This is a genomic window from Actinomadura rugatobispora, assembly GCF_042656285.1.
In the GTDB taxonomy this organism is placed as follows: domain Bacteria; phylum Actinomycetota; class Actinomycetes; order Streptosporangiales; family Streptosporangiaceae; genus Spirillospora; species Spirillospora rugatobispora.
Genome location: NZ_JBHSON010000062.1, coordinates 41,292 through 55,959, shown reverse-complemented (window position 1 = coordinate 55,959; position 14,668 = coordinate 41,292). Strand labels below are relative to the sequence as shown.

Annotated in this window: 12 protein-coding genes, 2 tRNA genes and 1 pseudogene; 8 read left to right on the top strand and 7 right to left on the bottom strand. The window is 68.4% G+C overall.

From position 1 onward, the window contains the following. Nucleotides 1–168: 168 nt before the first annotated feature. The 3 genes and pseudogenes from ACFPZN_RS36015 to ACFPZN_RS36005 form a co-directional block, all read left to right on the top strand. Nucleotides 169–522, top strand: a pseudogene (locus ACFPZN_RS36015) (alanine--tRNA ligase-related protein); the annotation flags it as partial. A gap of 44 nt (nucleotides 523–566) precedes the next feature. Next, nucleotides 567–2,807 carry an alanine--tRNA ligase gene (gene alaS, locus ACFPZN_RS36010; RefSeq protein ID WP_378286920.1) on the top strand — a complete coding sequence of 747 codons (2,241 nt, stop codon included), beginning with the start codon at nucleotides 567–569 and terminating at the stop codon, nucleotides 2,805–2,807. 52 nt (nucleotides 2,808–2,859) lie between these two features. Beyond that, a complete protein-coding gene (locus tag ACFPZN_RS36005; protein ID WP_378286919.1) occupies nucleotides 2,860–3,375 on the top strand; it encodes a hypothetical protein in 516 nt (171 codons plus the stop codon). On the opposite strand, the gene ACFPZN_RS36000 is transcribed toward ACFPZN_RS36005, so the two are convergent. Further along, nucleotides 3,372–4,061 (bottom strand): nucleotidyltransferase domain-containing protein, encoded by a 690-nt coding sequence (locus ACFPZN_RS36000; protein ID WP_378286918.1) that lies wholly within the window; start codon nucleotides 4,059–4,061, stop codon nucleotides 3,372–3,374. The two genes, ACFPZN_RS36005 and ACFPZN_RS36000, sit on opposite strands and share 4 nt — an antisense overlap. Here ACFPZN_RS36000 and ACFPZN_RS35995 point away from each other — a divergent pair. Continuing rightward, nucleotides 4,048–5,127 (top strand): peptidoglycan-binding domain-containing protein, encoded by a 1,080-nt coding sequence (locus ACFPZN_RS35995; RefSeq protein ID WP_378286917.1) that lies wholly within the window; start codon nucleotides 4,048–4,050, stop codon nucleotides 5,125–5,127. The genes ACFPZN_RS36000 and ACFPZN_RS35995 overlap by 14 nt on opposite strands. Nucleotides 5,128–5,578: 451 nt before the next feature. On the opposite strand, the gene ACFPZN_RS35990 is transcribed toward ACFPZN_RS35995, so the two are convergent. Further along, nucleotides 5,579–5,652: transfer RNA gene (locus tag ACFPZN_RS35990), tRNA-Pro, on the bottom strand. Between the two features lie 136 nt (nucleotides 5,653–5,788). Between ACFPZN_RS35990 and ACFPZN_RS35985 the strand changes: the two genes are divergently transcribed. Next, nucleotides 5,789–5,862, top strand: a tRNA-Gly gene (locus ACFPZN_RS35985). 239 nt (nucleotides 5,863–6,101) lie between these two features. Here the strand turns inward: ACFPZN_RS35985 and ACFPZN_RS35980 are convergent. The 5 genes from ACFPZN_RS35980 to ACFPZN_RS35960 all read right to left on the bottom strand — a co-directional run bounded on the left by ACFPZN_RS35980 (nucleotide 6,102) and on the right by ACFPZN_RS35960 (nucleotide 9,794). After that, nucleotides 6,102–6,299: a DNA-binding protein gene (locus ACFPZN_RS35980; protein WP_378286932.1), complete on the bottom strand. Its 198-nt coding sequence runs from the start codon at nucleotides 6,297–6,299 to the stop codon at nucleotides 6,102–6,104. Between the two features lie 12 nt (nucleotides 6,300–6,311). Next, a complete protein-coding gene (locus ACFPZN_RS35975; RefSeq protein ID WP_378286916.1) occupies nucleotides 6,312–6,812 on the bottom strand; it encodes a hypothetical protein in 501 nt (166 codons plus the stop codon). A 195-nt stretch (nucleotides 6,813–7,007) separates the two neighbouring features. Then, nucleotides 7,008–8,555: a relaxase/mobilization nuclease domain-containing protein gene (locus tag ACFPZN_RS35970; RefSeq protein ID WP_378286915.1), complete on the bottom strand. Its 1,548-nt coding sequence runs from the start codon at nucleotides 8,553–8,555 to the stop codon at nucleotides 7,008–7,010. Beyond that, nucleotides 8,552–8,971, bottom strand: coding sequence for a plasmid mobilization relaxosome protein MobC (locus ACFPZN_RS35965; protein ID WP_378286914.1), 420 nt, complete (start codon nucleotides 8,969–8,971; stop codon nucleotides 8,552–8,554). Before ACFPZN_RS35965 ends, ACFPZN_RS35970 begins: the two co-directional genes overlap by 4 nt. Before the next feature lie 361 nt (nucleotides 8,972–9,332). Beyond that, entirely contained in the window at nucleotides 9,333–9,794 is a 462-nt protein-coding gene (locus tag ACFPZN_RS35960) for an ATP-binding protein (protein ID WP_378286913.1), read from the bottom strand. Between the two features lie 438 nt (nucleotides 9,795–10,232). Between ACFPZN_RS35960 and ACFPZN_RS35955 the strand changes: the two genes are divergently transcribed. The 3 genes from ACFPZN_RS35955 to ACFPZN_RS35945 all read left to right on the top strand — a co-directional run bounded on the left by ACFPZN_RS35955 (nucleotide 10,233) and on the right by ACFPZN_RS35945 (nucleotide 14,665). Continuing rightward, complete coding sequence (locus ACFPZN_RS35955) at nucleotides 10,233–11,585, top strand: helix-turn-helix domain-containing protein (protein ID WP_378286912.1); 1,353 nt, start codon at nucleotides 10,233–10,235, stop codon at nucleotides 11,583–11,585. Nucleotides 11,586–11,599: 14 nt separating this feature from the next. Then, complete coding sequence (locus tag ACFPZN_RS35950; RefSeq protein ID WP_378286911.1) at nucleotides 11,600–12,118, top strand: NUDIX domain-containing protein; 519 nt, start codon at nucleotides 11,600–11,602, stop codon at nucleotides 12,116–12,118. A gap of 1,068 nt (nucleotides 12,119–13,186) precedes the next feature. After that, complete coding sequence (locus ACFPZN_RS35945; protein WP_378286910.1) at nucleotides 13,187–14,665, top strand: hypothetical protein; 1,479 nt, start codon at nucleotides 13,187–13,189, stop codon at nucleotides 14,663–14,665. Nucleotides 14,666–14,668: the final 3 nt, after the last annotated feature.

Genomic DNA, 14,668 nt, shown 5'->3' with positions numbered 1-14,668 from the left:
GGCCCATAATCGGGTGCGCGTGATCGTGAACGCGAGGTAATTTGACGCGCATGGCCTTCCACGAGGTGGGGCGGCGAGCTAGCCGCGCCGAGCTGGGGAGCGGGCAGCCGTGCCCGGCCCGGCTCGGCGGTGTGCGCCGTCGTCCCATCGACCTCGTGAGGCCGTTCCATGCTCTCCGCTGACATCCGTCGCACGTTCCTCGACTTCTTCGCGGCGCGCGACCATCGCGTCGTACCGTCCAGCCCGCTCGTCCCGTCCGATCCCACGCTGCTGCTGACGGGCGCGGGCATGGACCAGTTCAAGCCGTGCTTCCTCGGCCAGTCCGTCCCCGGGCACCGCCGGGCGGCGACCGCGCAGAAGTGCGCGCGCACCTCCGACATCGACAACGTGGGCCGCACCGCGCGGCACTCCACGTTCTTCGAGATGCTCGGCAACTTCTCCTTCGGCGACTACTTCAAGGAGGAGGCGATCGCCTGGGCCTGGGAGCTGCTCACCCGGGGGTTCGGGCTGGAGCCGGAGCGGCTGTGGGCCACCGTCTACACCGACGACGGGGAGGCCGAGCGGCTGTGGCGGCGGATCGGCGTCCGGCCGGCCGGATCCAGCGGCTCGGGATGGCCGACAACTACTGGTCGATGGGCGTCCCGGGGCCGTGCGGGCCGTCGTCGGAGCTGCACTACGACCGGGGCCCGGCGTTCGGCCCCGAGGGCGGCCCGGCGGTGGACGGCGAGCGCTACCTGGAGCTCTGGAACCTCGTGTTCATGCAGAACGTCCGGGGCGAGGGACCGGCGAAGGAGGGCTACCCGATCGTCGGCGAGCTGCCCGCCAGGAGCATCGACACCGGCCTGGGCCTGGACCGGCTCGCGGCGGTCCTGCAGGGCGCCGGCACTCTGTGCGAGACCGACCTGCTGGCGCCGACGCTGCGGCTCGTCCAGGAACTGGCGGGGCGCCCCTACCCGGGGCGGGACGGCGGCGAGGAGTCGCTGTCGTTCCGGGTGGCGGCCGAGCACGCGCGGTCGGTCGCGTTCCTCGTCGCCGACGGGGTGCTGCCGGCGCGGGACGGGCGCGGCTACGTGCTGCGGCGGCTGATGCGCCGCGCGATCCGGCACGCGCGGCTGCTCGGCGTCGACGACCCGGTGCTGCCCTCGCTGGCCGGCAGCGTCGTGGACACCCTCGGCCAGGCGTGGCCGGAACTGGAGCGCCACCGCACGCTGATCGGCCGGGTGTGCGCGGCGGAGGAGGAGGCGTTCGGCCGGACGCTGCGGCAGGGGTCCCGGCTGCTCGACTCGGCGATCACGGCGGCACACTCGTCGGGCTCGGCGGTGCTGCCAGGGCGCACGGCGTTCGAGCTGCACGACACCTACGGCTTCCCCGTCGACCTGACCGTGGACGCGGCGCGTTCGGCGGGGCTGACCGTGGACGCGGACGCGTTCGCCGAACTGCTGGAGGAGCAGCGGCGGCAGGCGCACCAGGCCGGGCGCGAGCGCAAGGGCGGCGCGGTGGCGCGCCGCGACCTCTACCGGGACGTCGTCGCCCGGCACGGCCTCACCTCCTTCGTCGGGTACGGCACGACGGCGTCCGAGGGCCGGGTGGTCGCGCTCCTGGACGGCTCGGGGCCTGTCCCGGAGGCGTCCGAAGGCCAGGAGGTCGAGCTGATCCTGGACCGCAGCCCGTTCTACGCGGAGGGCGGCGGGCAGGTCGGCGACACCGGCACCGTGCGGACCTCCGGCGGCGCGGTGCTGGAGGTCCTCGACACCCGTCCCGGACTGGACGGCCTGCACGTGCACACCGCGCGGGTCGCCCAGGGCGCCGTCCGCGCGGGCGAGGAGGCGGAGGCGGTCGTGGACGCGGCGCGCCGGGACGCCACGGCGCGCTCGCACAGCGCGACGCACGTGCTGCACGCGATGCTCCGCCGCGTCCTCGGCGACCACGCGGCGCAGCGCGGCTCCCGCGTGGAGCCCGGACGGCTGCGGTTCGACTTCGCGCACTTCGCCCCGGTCGACACCGGCCCCGTCCAGACCCTCGTGAACGACTACCTGCTCGACGATCCCGGGGTCCGGGCCTGGGAGGCGACCCGGGACGAGGCGGAGGCGGCGGGCGCGACCGCCATGTTCGGCGAGAGATACGGGGACCGCGTCCGGATCGTCGACATCGGCGACGCGTCCCGCGAGCTGTGCGGCGGCACCCATGTCGGGCACGGCGCGCAGGCCGGGCCCGTGCACATCGTGGGCGAGTCGTCCATCGGCACCGGGCTGCGCCGGATCGAGGCGCTGGCCGGCGCGGACGCGTTGCGCCACCACGACCACGAGCACGCGCTGCTCGCCGAGCTGGCGGCGCTGCTGAACGTCCCGCCGGACCAGGCCCCGGCGCGGCTGCGGCAGCGGCTCGACCTGCTCGCCGAGACCCGCCGCCACCTGGACGCGCTCCGCGACGCCGAGCGCGCCGCGCTGGCGCGCCGGCTGGCGGACGGCCCCGAGCAGCTGCCGGGCGGCTGGCTGATCAGCGCGATCGTCCCGGACACCGGCGACCTCCGCACGCTCGCCGCCGACGTGCTGGCGCGACGCCCGCGCACCGAGCCGGGCGCGGTGATCCTGGGAACGCGTTCCGGCGCCAAGGCGACCCTCGTCGCCGCGCTCACCGATGCGACGTCCGGCACCGCCTCGTCGCTGCTGAGGGAAGCCGCGGCGGCCCTCGGAGGCGGCACGGGCGGCCGGGGCCCGATCGCGAACGCGGGCGGACGCCGCCCCGAGCGGCTGGACGAGGCGCTCGGCCTGGCGGCCCGCTCCGCGCGCGATCTCCTGACACCTTGATTGCTGCGCCCCCTGGCGTATCGTCCGACTTATCGGGCGAAAGGAGTCAGGCGTGCTGCGTGTGTTCTGCTTCGGCGGTCTCGGAGTGACGGTGGAGGACGTGTTCCTGATCGACCCCGACCCGGTCCGCGGCGGGCGCGAACGCGGCGTCCGGGTCGAGCTGCGGCTGCTCGACCCGGAGCCGTGGCGCGGCTCGATCAACGCCTCCCAGCGGGTGGTGGCCGACCGCGCCGTCTGGCGGGCCGACTTCCTGGAGACCGCCGCGAACGGCCCCGGCACCAAGGACCGCATGCACCACCACCCCGGGATGGCCGACAACGAGCCGGGGCGGCGCGTCTTCAGCGAGGACCTGACCGCCGACCCCATCGGCTGGCTGGAATCTCAGCTCGCCGACGCCGTCCCGCTCCTGGAGGCCGCCGAGGTCGACTCCCCCGAGGACTACCGGGCCTCCGCCGACGCGCTGCGCGAGAACCTCGACGAGGTGGTCACCAGCGTGTCCACCGTCCTGGACCGCGTCCGGGCCGGTGATCTCGCCAAGACCGCCGTCGCGCCCGGCCCGTCCCGCTAGAGGAAGGCCGCCCGCACCTGGAGCAGCCACTCCTCCACGGCGCCCTCGTCAGGACGCTCCGGCAGCGGCGTGGAGGCCGCGTCGAAGTCCTGCTCCGCCTTGGCCAGGACCGCCTTCGCCTCGTCCAGTTCGCCCCCGGCCACCCGCTCGCCGAAGTCCCGGTACCACTGCGGCTCGGCCAGCCGCACCGTGAGCAGGCCCGTCCGGTACAGCTCCAGCCCTTGGTGGACGAGCCTGGCCAGATGCCGGGCGTGCTTGGCCGTCCGCTTCCGCGTGTCCGCCGAGAACGACCCGTCCCCGCGGCCCTCCAACCGACGAAACTGCGACACCGCGTACCCGAGATAGGCGTCCCGCACCCGGGGCGCCGACAGGAACGCCGCCCTGATCCCGATCAGCCGGTCCCCCAACCCCGTCCGGGTCTCGTACTCCTCAAGCCACAGCAGCTCCGTCACAGACGGATTGACCCCCAGGCACAAGCTCGCGAACTTGCCCGCTTCATGCTGGGTGACGTCCGGGTTCGTGGTGACCTTCGTCGCCTGCCTCCCGGTCGGCGGCCGCAGCCCGTGGAACAGCGCCGTCGGCGCCGCGAAGACCGCCAGCCTGTCCACGTCCGACTCCGGCGTCGCCAGCCCATAGGCCGTGGACCCCACGACCCCCGCCAGCAGCACATTGGTGACCTCGACCACGCCCCCCATCCTGGATCTTCCTCCCCTACCCGCGCACCCGCTTTTCAAGGGGCACGGCCGACCGGAAGCGGCAACACCCCGTTTTGCCCTGCACCTCAGCGGGCACGGCCGCACCACAAGAGAAAAGGGAGAATCGCAAATGCATGACGATCAGTTCACCGCGATGGGCCCCCCATTCGCCGACTCGGGATTCCCGCAGACGGCGTTCTCGACCCTCTCCTCCGACGACACGGGCTTCCAATTCGGCCTCCGGGTGAACGCCCGCCGGTGCGGCGTCGTGGGACAGACCAGTGGCGGCGGAGTCGCGGGCCTGTACGGCCATGGCCGTTTCTCCCAGTTCGGCGTACTGGGAACCGGATTCGGGCAGCGCATCGGTGTCGTCGGGGCGAGCGTCACCAACACCAACGACCTCATGAACCTCAACGTGCCACCGGCCGAGGTCAACCTCGACTCCCTCGGAACAGGCTCGGGCACCGGCGTCTTCGGCAAGAGCGGATCCGGCTTCGGCGTCCACGGGATGAGCGACAGCAACACCGCGACCCTGGGCATGAGCCGCACCGGAATCGGCAGTCACGGGGACAGCCGCACCAGCACGGGAGTCCTGGGCACGAGCGACGCCGGGTTCGGCCTCCACGCCATCAGCCGCAGCGGCCCCGGCGCCGTCTTCGAGTCAAAAGAGAACGCCCAGATGCGTCTGGTGCCCCGGGAGATGCCGTCTCCAGAAGGCCGCGTCGGAGGCGCCGGAGGCGAACTGCTCGCGACAACCGAGACCGCACCAACGGGCCCCGTGTTCAGGCTCTGGTTCTGCACCCGCGCAGGCGACGCCGCCTCGGCCGCCTGGGATCTCGTCGCCGGAACCCGCCCCTTCCCCGGCACGCTCGCCGAGATCGACGTCAAGCGCGTCCAGATGCGCCTCAACATGATCAGCGGAACCCAGCTCAACGGCGACGGCGAACTGGGCCCCATCACCCGCGACGCCGTCATCGCCTTCCAGGAACGCGAGGGAATCCCGCAAACAGGCACCGTCAACGCCGAAACCTGGGAAAGGCTCTTCGCCTTGTCATGAACACTGCTTGAGCGCCGAGTCCATCACGGATTCCTCACGCCGGTCGATCCGCAGCCACTCACCCTCAGCCGGCAACTTCACCCCGTGCCGAGCCAGGCATGCCTGGAACGCACTGCCCTTCAATCCGCACAACCTCTCCAGGCATGAGCAGCGAGGCACACGTGCGCATGCGCTCCGCATTCCCCTCGTCCTCAGGCAGCCGAACCCTCTGCGCGCCAAGCACCCTGAAACCTCTCAGTCGGAACACTCACCCCAGGCGAGGAGGCAACCGGAGGACGAGCAACGGGGCCCCACTCTCACACCCGGCCAGCAACAAGCAAACGACAACGATGCCCGCACGCATACCGCAACCTGAACACACGCCACCGTCCCCAGGAAGCCCCGAGACCAACGTAGGCCGGACACAGCCGAGGCCCCGTCCCCCAAAGGAGAACAGGGCCTCTGACCTACGTCGGGCTGGCGGGATTTGAACCCACGGCCCCCGGCACCCAAAGCCGGTGCGCTACCAAACTGCGCCACAGCCCGTCTGACCCGAGCAGTGTAGTGCCGATCAGCCCCGAACGCCTCGCCCATTACCACCCGGACCCGAGCACCCCCGAAACCCTGTACTCTACGGATGGCGATCGACGTGCCGGCCCCGCCAGGCCGCCGCCGACCCCAAGCGGGCGTAGCTCAATGGTAGAGCCCCAGTCTTCCAAACTGGCTACGCGGGTTCGATTCCCGTCGCCCGCTCCACCGTTCCCCCAGGTCAGAGCCTCGCAGGGCGGTCTTGACCGCCCCTCCCAAGATCATTTGTCACCCATTTGTCACTGGGATCGGGCACGCCTGAGCGGCATCCTGGTTCATCTGCGAACCTTCGTGATCAAGGTCTGACCGCCCCCAGCAGAGATCGGTACGGGGGACAACCACGCGCCCTCAACACCGAAGGTCCGGCTCCCAACGGAGAACCGGACCTTCAGCCTGCGGACGTCTCGCTAGCTCGGCTCGATCCCGAGCAGGCGCCGGAGGTCAACCGTCACGACCCGGTAGCTGACCCCCACCCGGATGACCTTGCAGGGGAACTGCTCGCGGCGGGCCAACTCGTAAGCACGCGTCCGCCCGAACCCGATGGCGCGTGCGGCGGTCTCGATGCTGATCGTGGTGGGCAGGGCGAGAAGCTCCTCGTGGCTCATCTGCTTCACGGCTCAGGCCCCCTTCCTGAGGCCTCTGAACCATCTCGCCCGTTGCCCGCCTCCCGAGGCCGTGGATGCCGTTTCGCCAGCGATGTTGTAGGACGACGGTGCACCGACTGCCGACAGGCCCGTGCCACGGACATGGTCGATCGCGCTTCGCGCTTGGTTGACCGCTTCGCCACACCCCGCGCCCAGATGACGAGCGTGAAGGATGGAGCGGCTGCAGGCGCCGAGCGCCTCGTCGAGATTCGCGCCAGAGTTATGGACGAGGCGCCCATCCGCGTGCTGGCGCGCCAGGAAGCGCTCGAGTTGCTGTAGGGGTTGATCGAGGCCGGAGGCGGCTGCCGAGACGGCGTCCAACACCACGTGGACGGTTGCCGCCCCATCCAGACCGCGAGGTTCACCGACGGCCCGGTTCAGCGACCGGACGACCCTTTCCAGTTCGTGAGCGATTTGCTCAGTCTCGCAGTCCGCTTGGACGTCACGACCGGTCTTGCCTCGGTCGTAGGTCATGAATGCACTCCTTGAGGTGCAGGCCCTCTCTGGGAGAGCCAGAGCTGATCGTGAACATGGCCCGTCCTTCCTCTCGAGGAGCGGCAGCTAGACGCTCTGCCGTTTCATGACATTGTTTACGCTCCGTCATTGTGCACTTAGGGTGATCATGGCTCCACCACTGCGAGCGCATCGGCGAGTCTCGCCCCCTGCCGCTCAGCGCCTGGGCACGCCCCTTGGACGCGGTGACTCCTTGGCCAGTCGAGGGGCCGGTACGGCCGTCGAGCCCAACCCGTCGGCCAGCGGCACCGGGAAGGAGCTGGCCGCAAGACGTGCCGTCGTCCGGGCCTCCTCAGCGAGGTCTGCGACGCGCGGTGGTGCCGGGGAGGCTGATCCAGACGCCAGCTGACGGATGGTGTGGAGCCGACTTGCAGCTCGGCGAGCAGCGTCGGCCTGTGCGAGGCGGTGTTGGGCGAGGCGATGCTCGGCGGCCGATTCGATGAGGTCGGCGAGGTTCGCTATCAGGAATAGCAGGTCGACCGTGAGGTCCCTTCTTTGGTCACGTCGATCGCCCTGGTGGATGTTGGCGGCGGCGAGCATCCGCGCAGCGGAACGCAGGGCGCCCCCATACGGCGTGACCGGTGGTGGACGGCCGTAGGGTTCCCGGGCGGCGCGATCGTAGAAGTCGGCGGCTTTGGCCAGTTCGCGGTTTCCGGTGATGTCCGCGGTCACGTGCAGGACGTCGGACGCCGCCGCTGCGAGATCGGCACGAACACGTGGATCGCAGAGTGCGCGCATCTGCCAGGCCGCCGTCCCGGCCACCCGAGCAGCCTCCCGGTAAGCGCCAACCCGCACCTCATAGTCGGCCACTGCCCGTCGTGTCCACCTGTGCGATCGGGCATCCGGCTCGCGGGCGGCGTCGTCCCCCCACCGGTGACGCAGCTTGGGCAGGGTGAGGTCAGCGGCGAGTTTGCCGCCCGAGAAGTAGATCGGCGCACCTGACGAGTTCGTGTAATCGGGCACCGCCACGGCGTAGCCCGTAACCTCTCCCGGCGTCCGGACACTGAATCTCAGCCGGACCGACAACCCGCGCTCACGCAGTCCAGCAAAGAAGGCTTCCTCGCTGTCAGAGGATCCGGCGACTGCAGCGACCTGTCGGCGCAAGGTGACGCGAGGCGGCTCCTTCAAGCCGGCGCGCTGCGCGCGTTCCGTCTCGGCGCGCGTAGGACGCGGCGCCGCCGTCCGGTCCGCGGGCGCGGTGCGGCACAGGCCGTACCGTTGCTCGACGACCTGGCATGCCTTCCGCGCTTTGAGGTAGTCGCGGGTGATGTTCGGGCGGCGGCCGTCTTCCCGTGCGAGCGTGGCCACGACATGAATGTGATCGTCCGCGTGACGGACGGCGATCCAGCGGCAGGCCTCCGGATCGCCGCGTGGTGCGATGCCGGTCTGATGCATCAGCTCCTCGGCGGCGTCGGCCCACTCCTCATCGGTCAGGGCACGGTCTATGGGAGCCGTCCGTAGCGAGCACTGCCAGACCGGCTCGGCTGGCTGGCTGCCCCGCAGGGTCTCCATTGGGGAGCCAAGCGCATCAGCCAGCGACCGAAGATCGTACTTCCTGCCCGGTGGTCTGGGTGGTTCCAGTGCGGCTGGGTGCCGGTATCCGGCAACGATGTGTGGATCAACGTGCTCGTTCCGCTTGCCCGGCCCGTACAGGTAGCGGAGCAGGTTGCCGACATCGGTGCCGCGGGTGACCTTGGCGATCACGGCAGATGTCTACCGAGTTCGACGATGACCGCTTCAGCCCGCCGCACGACCTGGAAGCAGTACGCGGCCAGCCACGGCAGCGAATCGGAAACCTCGTTGTGGGTGTTGGCATGGCGCACGAGCTGGTTGAGGTTGACGCCGACCGCGTTGACCTGGCGGCTGGCATTCCGCAGGTCGGCATGCACCGCGGCGAGCGCTCCGTCCAAGGGCCGCTGCTCCCGGATCGCAGTGCGGACCGTCCTTACCACGAAGGCACTACAAGCGAGCCCGACCTGTGTCGCGGCTTGATGGATCTCTTTGTACTTCTGGTCGCTGACACGGATTCTCAGTTCCCGTTCTCTCCGTCGCCCTTCACCGAGCTTCGCCCGACGCTGCAACGGCTCTGACTGGCCGTCCTCATGCTTCGCTCTCCCCATGTACCTCCGCTCACGGCTCTTGGGGACCGCGCTCGGTCCCCACCTGGCCAGTGTGATCTTCCGAGCGGAAGTTATCCATAACAGGTAGCGCTCTACCAGCTATCTTGCATCCCGCGCTGGGCTGGATGAATGCTAGGTCACGCAGACGCTTTCATTCCGAAGACGAACAGATCGTGACGCACGATGCCGCGAACTCTCAAACCGTTCACCCGCCGGCAAACGCCCCAATTTTCCGGCACCTGGGCCAAGAACGAGAACCGCCGTAATCGTCGCCGGTGCCAGATTGGGCTCGATGGCGAGAGGCATCAGCGAGATGATCTCCACAAGAGTCCGGGTGTAGTCCTGAGGTCCAGCACGCAGGTCACGGTGCGCGCAGCTCCGCCCATACCACTTTGCCGCCGCCCTGCGCCGGGTACCAGCCCCACTTCTCACAGAAGGCCCGCACAACGAACAGGCCGCGCCCGCCCTCGGACTCGAAGTCGGGCAGCTGCTCGACCGGCGGTTCGTCACTGCTGTCCCACACCTCGACGAGCAGTTCAGCCCGCCTGCACGACAGCCGCAGCCGCACCTGTTCGAGCTGGGACAGCTCGGCAGAGGGCACAGCGAGCGGGTCCTTGGCGTATGCCTCCTGCTGCTGCACATCCAGCGTGCCGGTCGCCTTCACCGCGTTGCTGATGAACTCGGTGATGACGAGCTTCGCGTCGCCGAGCACGCAACGCATATTCCACCGGTTCAAGACCTCCTCGGTATGCCGCCGGCCCCAATACGCGGCATTGGGAAGTGCAATGAGTGTCAGCTCGCTTTGGTGCGTCCAAGTGTTCACGATGCGTTCCTCGATGCGTTGGCGGCCAGGGTGGAGCAGGGCCGATGCCGGAGCAGGGCTCTCGCAAATACCGCAGGGGGGAGCGGACATTCACAAACGACATCGACCCCGCGTCGGGAACACACGGCCGGCAGGCAACCTCTCCAGCTCGCTTGCCAGCCGTGCGCATGGTTCTCTCCGCGTGAGTTGGTGCTTTGCGGTGGAGGACCAGCCTGCGACCTGGGGAACTACCGGGCTACGCTGGTTCCGCCTACCGTTTATGCGCACGATGCATAGCGGCGAGACAAGTCACCACCAGGCGACATATACTGACCGTAATCGACTACCCCCAGGAAGCCACCGTCGGTTATGACCACAGGGGATAATGCGCGTATTTGCCACACTTGCGGCACGCGTCTCGCTCGGGACAATCCGGGCGTTCGGTGCGCTCCGTGTCAGGTGAAAGCGCGTGACCGGTTCATCACGCCACTGACCGTGCCCGCTGATTTCTGGAGCTCCGAGCCCCTACGGGCGGCCCTGGTCAGCTGGCACATGGGGCAGGTCGTCCGGGCGTACCGGCATCATCCCCACCACGGCCCGCGTGCCCTGCCGCAAGACATCGTCGCCCGCTGGCTCAACATCACTCAGACCCAGCTCAGTCGCATCGAGAGCGGCCCACCAGTGACCGACCTGGACCGCCTCATCCCCTGGGCACGCACCCTCGGCATTCCATCCTGCCTGCTGTGGTTCAAGCTCCCAGAAGACCGTCAGCCACCCGCCACATCCCCACCTATCCGGCAAGCCACCGCTCCATCGCTACCCGCCGCCGTGCAGCAAGCCGTACTCAACCCGCTTGCCAGCCTGGCGCTGTCCAGTGACGACCCGAACATGACGACACTGCACGCCTTCCGCGCGGCAGACCGCCAGGTCGGCGGCGGCCACCTCTACCCCACCGTCACGAGCTATCTGCAAACCACGCTCGCGCCCCAGTTGTTCGGCAGCCACACGCCCCAGCGAGGGGTCAACGTCTTCACCGCAGCAGGCGGCTTCACCGAGATGGCAGGCTGGATGGCTCACGACGCTGGCCACGACCGCATCGCCCGCCAGCACTTCGGCCGTTCACTCCACCTGGCCCAGATGGGCGGGGACCCCCAGCTCAGCGCCCATATCTACGCCAGCATGAGCCACCTCTCCCTGCACCAGGACGAACCGGAAGACGCCATAGCGCTTGCACAGCAAGGCCACACCGCACTCGCCGACGCACCCCCAGCACCAGCGCTCTCCGCACGGCTCTATGCCATGGCAGCACGCGGCCTGGCAGCGCTCACCGATCACGCCGCCTGCACTGACGCCCTAACCGACGCGGAGAAGGCACTAGAACGCTCCCCCTCCGACGTACCGTCACCATGGGTCAGCCCTTTCGACGCCGGTTCGCTGGCCAGCGAAACCGCTCGCTGCATGCGCCAACTCGGGCACCTGACCGAAGCCGAGCGCCAGGCCCGACGCATCATCGAGCTGCGCGCCGACAGCCACATCCGCAGCCGAGCCTTCGCCAAGCTCCTCCTGGTGACAGTGCTCATCGCCCAAGGCCAGCCGGAAGAGGCATGCACCCAAGCCCGCGAAGTCGTCGACGCCATCCAAGGGTTGAGCTCTCACCTCGTAACCCAGCAACTCGACGAGCTACAGGCGCTACTGAGGCCATACCGAGCGAACGTCACGGTCGCCGACTTCCTACCCTGCCTAGAAGATGTCGTCCGCAGCCGACGCGGTCTCTACAGTTGGCTGAGCAGCGACGCCGCCACTGCGCGATGAGCCGAGGAGAACCGATGTCTCCTGAAGAACCGCTCTACGAGCGCGACCCCGAAGCATGGCGCGCCCATCTCGCCGAGGGCAACGCCACCCAACCACGCAAGCGCGTCGGCGCCGACGCGCTCATCCGCGACCCCGCGGGCCGGCTGCTCCTTGTAGACCCGAAGTACAAGCCGGACTGGGACCTACCCGGCGGTATGAGCGAAGCCAACGAACCACCAACAGAGACCGTCCGCCGCGAGTTGAAGGAAGAGTTGGGCCTCGACATCCACCCCGGCCGACTCCTATGCATCGACTGGGTACCCCCACACGGCCCCTGGGACGACTCCCTCATGTTCATCTTCGACGGCGGCGTACTCGATGAGCACCAGATCGCTAACCTCAGCCTGAACGATGAAGAGCTAGGCGCCTTCGAATTCTGCAACGACAACGAAGCCGCCAACCGCCTCCGCCCATACGTCTGGCGTCGCGCACATGCAGCACTGCACAGCCTCCAAGCGGGTAAGGCCTCCTATCTACAGAACGGCCACCGGTGATAAGCCGCTCTAATCGTTCTGAGCTTCCCGAGGGTCACCCTTGGAGCACGGATACCGGCGGCGGGCACGCTGCTTACCGGCAGCTGACAGTGATCGTCCCGAGGATCCCACCCTGCACCATCACACCAACTGAAGATGGCAGAAACCCTGACCACATTCCCGCTGCTCGGAGGTGACTTTGTGACAGGGACGGACGCAATCGCCAACCTTCTGCTTTCAGGTCACACGCCCCGAACGCTGCACTGACCTGCAAAGATGCACGTGCCTGATGAGCGAAAACCCGATAAGCGAATTGCCTTGCCTACTGAGCCTAGCTCCGCCCTCTGCTGAGATCCTACCCCCGTGAGCCCACTCTCACCCGCAAGCCCTGTCACGATTGCTTCGCGGAATAACTGCGCTAACAGCGTGAAGTAGACCGGTCTTTAGTCGCGGACGATGCCTGTAGGCATGAGACCACCTGCTGCAGTGGGCATGCCAGTGCTGGTGTGGTGGATTGCTCCCCGAGTGTGAGGAGGATCTGCGTCGGGAGACCGGAGTCATCTGGCGTCACGGCCTGCCCCCACAGGCATGGGGATCACTCGTGTTCCTAGGGCTGGAACTTCACCTTGAGTGGACCACCCCCGCGTGCGCAAGACCAACAGGCTGATCCACGCTCGAGCCAGATCCCTCTCCCAGCGGAGAGGGAGATCCAATCAGACGGAAGATCTCAAGGTGGCCTACTGGTCGGTTCGGTGACTCAGGCAGCGGCGCTGCACGCTGGGAACGCCGCTCGCGGGGCACCGAGACGTTCCGTGCCCCGAGTGTTTTGGAGCATGTGGTTGCGCTCCGGCAGTCAGTAGGCCAACACGACACAGTTGATTACTAACTCGCCCGAGGGGTGGATCGCGCAGGACAGGAGGCTGTCCGGTTCGATGTGGATGGACTTCACCTGGGTGACGATGCTTCGGACGGACGATGGCGCGCCCTCCTGCGAGCTGGCTCGGGAAGCAGGCGAACTCCATGACAGAGCCGGACGCAAGGGTGAGAAATGACGGCACTGTGCTCATTCTGAACGATACAGTGACTGCCGTGACAGGAGATGTCATTGAACCTGGGGGATCATCCGATCGGAGCTTCAGCGAGAGGGTCAAGGCGCTATCCCTCACCCGGCCGCTACATGAGCTCGACGAGAGGAAGGGGCTCGTCACCTGGGCGGACGCACGGGTGTACCCGATGGCAGAATTGGCCTTGCACGCCATCGACATCGTCGCGATCGCCCAAGACTTCGAGACCGGCGCGGGGCACGACCGCGTCATTGAGCGGCTATCGGAGCACGCTCGGCAGATCGCGCCCGATCGATCAGCGAATGAGTGGACGGCCGTGGCTCGCTGGGTGCTGAACGGCTTGCTCAACGCTCAGCACATCGAGAGGGGATTCACCTCGTCCTACGGGGTGACCGATGAGGCGGGCCGCCACGTCAGGCTGGACTTCCGGTTCCGGCTGCTGGAAGAGCAGCGGGACGAGCGCGGCGGGCTCGTGCTCAGGGCGTCCAACGAAGCACTCAACGTGCTGGTCGGAGCGCTCGACACGGACGTCGAGTCAGCGCAGATCGCCGCCGAGGTCCGGCTTCGGAACCTGATCAAGCGGGGGCGGCTCCAGGACGCGAAGCTCGTCGCCGAGCAGGCCCGGATCCGGACGATCCAACTCGGCGAGGAGATCCGAGCACGCCTCGACGCCACGCGGCGCGACGTATGGTCGGTGGACTGGATGGAGACGATGCCCGGGCTCCTGGACGAGGCGCTGGAACACGTCGAGGAACGTGTCGTCATGGAACGCGGGATCGCCGCACAGATCACACGGACGCGAGACGAGGCGGACGATCCAGTACTCAAGCGCGCGGCTGCCGAACTCGTCGACATCGTCGAGGACTGTGTCCGCCGCCACACCGTTCTGCAACGGTGGCTGATCGGGGCTCGCGTGGTCTTTCGCGAGGAACAGGACCGCCAGGAGTTTTCGGGACGGCCCGGCGGGCTCGGCATTGACCTGTACGGAGGTCTACTCAAGCCGCTGATGGCGCTCTCCGTCGCCGAGGCGGCCGAACCCGTCGCGCGGTTCTTCGCGGCCTCCAGTGGCCCCGAAGCCAGCGCCCCCGTCCATTTGACGGGACTCGTTCGGCTGCTGTTCGATCCCCCGCCCGAGCGGCCACGGCACGCTGAACCGGTGCCCCAGCCCGAGTTCGCGCCACTGCCCGAACCCAGTGGGTTCTCCGACGCGGAATGGGATGCCGCAGAGCGTCTGCTGAACCTCCCCGGAAGGGTTCGCAGGCTGTCGGACCTCCTGGCGGAGGCGGCGGAGTCCGACCTTGAGAACCTTCCAGACCTGGTGGCTCTTCTGGCCCAGCACGCCTTCGCGCCGGAAGCGCGCTCGAGCGTTCACAGAGGGGATCGCGCGCTGCGGCTGTCGGTCCCCACGGGCACACCGCTCGACGTCCCCGGTTTCGGCGGCGACGACCTGCTGGTCACCTCGGCACTTATCGAGCGGAACGACGAAAGGGCAGGCGAGCGGTGAACC

Excerpts from the sequence above, each read along its gene's own strand:
- ACFPZN_RS35975 (WP_378286916.1), bottom strand. The coding sequence starts at position 6,812 with ATGACCTACGACCGAGGCAAGACCGGTCGTGACGTCCAAGCGGACTGC.
- ACFPZN_RS35950 (WP_378286911.1), top strand. The coding sequence starts at position 11,600 with ATGTCTCCTGAAGAACCGCTCTACGAGCGCGACCCCGAAGCATGGCGC.
- ACFPZN_RS35980 (WP_378286932.1), bottom strand. The coding sequence starts at position 6,299 with ATGAGCCACGAGGAGCTTCTCGCCCTGCCCACCACGATCAGCATCGAG.
- ACFPZN_RS35965 (WP_378286914.1), bottom strand. The coding sequence starts at position 8,971 with ATGGGGAGAGCGAAGCATGAGGACGGCCAGTCAGAGCCGTTGCAGCGT.